Raw genomic sequence first — 1,287 nt, 5'->3', positions numbered from 1 at the left:
GATTTGACTGCAAAAACTCTCTACAATAACGAAAAATTACTACCTATACTATTTACAAAATATACAAAATTTAGTATATATTATCGAAATTAAATGAGGATATTTCGATGATAAAATATAAAGATAGAACGAGAAGAGAAATGTTCGACTACATTCCATGGGGAACAAAAAGCCATCATAACAAGCTCAAGTCGAGCATTTATCATACATTTAGAAAAGAAATTCTTCCATATCTCAACATAAACATTCTATCAAAGCATTTTTCAAATGATAACGGCAGAGGAACTAAAGATCTTCAGTCTGTAATGGGCTTGTTTATCATTCAAGCCTTGAAGAATATGACTGATGAAGAAGCGATTGAAGCTTTCTGTTTCAATGACGCCTTCAGATATGCTCTTGATATCCCAAGGGATGAATACATCTCAGAACGGGCTTACTACTATTATCGTGCAAAACTTCTTGGGGAAGAGGAAAAAGTTTTCGATTCAGTCCTCAAAAGAATTGCTGACCGCATAAATCTGAACACTGCCATACAGCGAGAAGACTCGACCCTGGTTCGAACCTGGTTAAAGAGCATGTCCAAACTGGATTGCTTTTCAACCACGATCAACAAATTCCTCAAGGAACTCAAAGAGACACACCCGATTATTTTTTCAAGAATCAATGAGGATATCAGGACAAAATATTTTTCCGCAAACGATGACCAGCGTTGGTTTGGATCCAAAAAGCCCGCTGAATACCAGAAGTGTCTTGTGGACGCAGCTAAAGATGTTCTCTCGCTTTTGGACCAGTTCGATGCGCATCCAAAAGTCAGCAAGCTTGAATCCTATGCGCTACTCAAGAGACTGGCTGACGAGCAGATCACCGAAGATTCCAAAGGAATCACCGTCAAGGTAAAACCGGAAACCAAGGGCACGGCCATGACGAATCCGCATGATCCAGATGCTCATTACAACGGGCATCGTAAGAAAGTCGGCTACAAAGCTGATTTCACTGAGACCTGTGGCCCTGACAAGGATACGCCCAACCCCAAGATCATAACCAATGTCGAAGTAACCAAAGCAAACGTAGCAGATTCCAAGATCATAGAAGACGTCGTCGATAAGCTTGAGGAAAAGGGACTCAAACCCGAGAAATTATTAGCTGACAACGGATATGATAGTGACGCCATTCAACAAAATCTCAGACAGAAAGACGTTGAGCTGGTTTGTCCTCCGTCCGGAGATTTTCCAGACGGATTCTCGATCCTTGATTTTAAAATCAGTGAGTCCGGTAAGGAGATCATTA

Annotated in this window: 1 protein-coding gene; it reads left to right on the top strand. The window is 40.8% G+C overall.

The window, feature by feature from the left end; translation table 11 throughout:
- Positions 1–140 precede the first annotated feature (140 nt).
- On the top strand, positions 141–1,287 hold a 1,147-nt coding region (locus DPF_RS04895; protein WP_176724170.1), incomplete at its 3' end, for a transposase.

Source organism: Desulfoplanes formicivorans (assembly GCF_001748225.1).
In the GTDB taxonomy this organism is placed as follows: domain Bacteria; phylum Desulfobacterota; class Desulfovibrionia; order Desulfovibrionales; family Desulfomicrobiaceae; genus Desulfoplanes; species Desulfoplanes formicivorans.
This window is presented reverse-complemented; position numbering and strand designations above follow the sequence as displayed.